This window comes from uncultured Leptotrichia sp., assembly GCF_938036635.1.
GTDB classification, from domain to species: Bacteria; Fusobacteriota; Fusobacteriia; order Fusobacteriales; family Leptotrichiaceae; genus Leptotrichia; species Leptotrichia hongkongensis.
The window spans coordinates 1-1,301 of the sequence record NZ_CALHQO010000241.1; the positions used below are offsets into that span (position 1 = coordinate 1).

Genomic DNA, 1,301 nt, shown 5'->3' on the forward strand with positions numbered 1-1,301 from the left:
TATCATTTATGCTTCCAGATGATTCTGTTGAAAAGATTGTTATTGATAGAGATTTTGTAAAAAAAGGAAAAGGTACATTAATTTTAGATAGCTATAATTATTTTACTGGTAGAACAATAATAGAAGAAGGAATACTTGAAATAAGAAATCGTCATTATTCAGATGTAAAAATAAGGGAAAGTGGAACATTAATAGTAGGATATAACACAAAAATAGGTAGTGATACAAGAAAAGTAAATGTTTTAAATGAAGGAATATTAAAAAATGATGGAAGTGGAGCAATTATATCAGGAGATTATGTAGCAACAGTCGGTTCAATAACACAAGCTGAAATAGGTACAAAGTTAATAGTAAAAGGAACGGTAACTATAAACGGAAAAGAAAAAAAACAAAAAATGGGAGCAACAATGAATCTTTTGAGTAATAGTTATGTTACAGCGAAACCAATAACAGCGACAGTTATTGAGGCTGAAAATGGAATTAAAGGACAATTTTCAAATGTGAAAACTGATGAATTGATTAACGGAAAAGTGGAAAATACTGAAAATTCAATTAAAGCTACAATTAGCAGAAAAAATGTGGAAGACTACGTTAATAATTTAAGTGACAGCGATGAAATGCAAAAAAATGTGGCTAAAAATGTGGAAGTTTCCTTTAAGGAACTGGATAAAAAAATTGAAGAAGGAAATGCAGATATTTCTAAGTTTGCTTTAAGTGCGGCAAAACTGCAAAAAAATTCGTTATCTTCGAGTTCAAGTGCACTGGATAGTTTGTCAGGGCAAATTTATGCCTCAGCTCAGGCTTTGACATTTCAGCAGTCGCAAACTGTAAATAAGAATTTGTCGAATAGACTTGTAATGCTTGGGACACTTGACAACATTGGAGATAAGTTCGGATTGTGGATTTCTGGAATTGGTGCAAGTGGAAAGTTGAAACAAGACGGGTATGCCGAAGGAAAGACTAAAGTTTATGGCGGGCAAGTTGGAATTGATAAGAAATTTGGAGAAAATCTGATTTTAGGAACAGCTTTGTCCTATTCAAAAGGAAATGTGAAATTTGATAGACATGGTGGAAAGTCAGATGCAGATAATTTTGGAATTTCATTGTATGGAAGATTAGGAAACAAAAATATTCCATTCTACATGCAAGGAAGAATTGGACTTGGATTTGTAAACAGTAAAGTTAAAAGAGATATTATTTTATCTGCAAATGATGTTTCAAGAGCTAAAATTAAGCATAATGATAAAGTAATTTCAGGATATTTGGAAACAGGCTATGATGTTAAAAAAGGAGATTTTGTG

General features: G+C 31.6%; 1 protein-coding gene. It reads left to right on the forward strand.

The window, feature by feature from the left end:
* A partial coding sequence (locus Q0370_RS04655) for an autotransporter domain-containing protein (protein ID WP_299572757.1) occupies positions 1-1,301 on the forward strand: 1,301 nt, incomplete at both ends.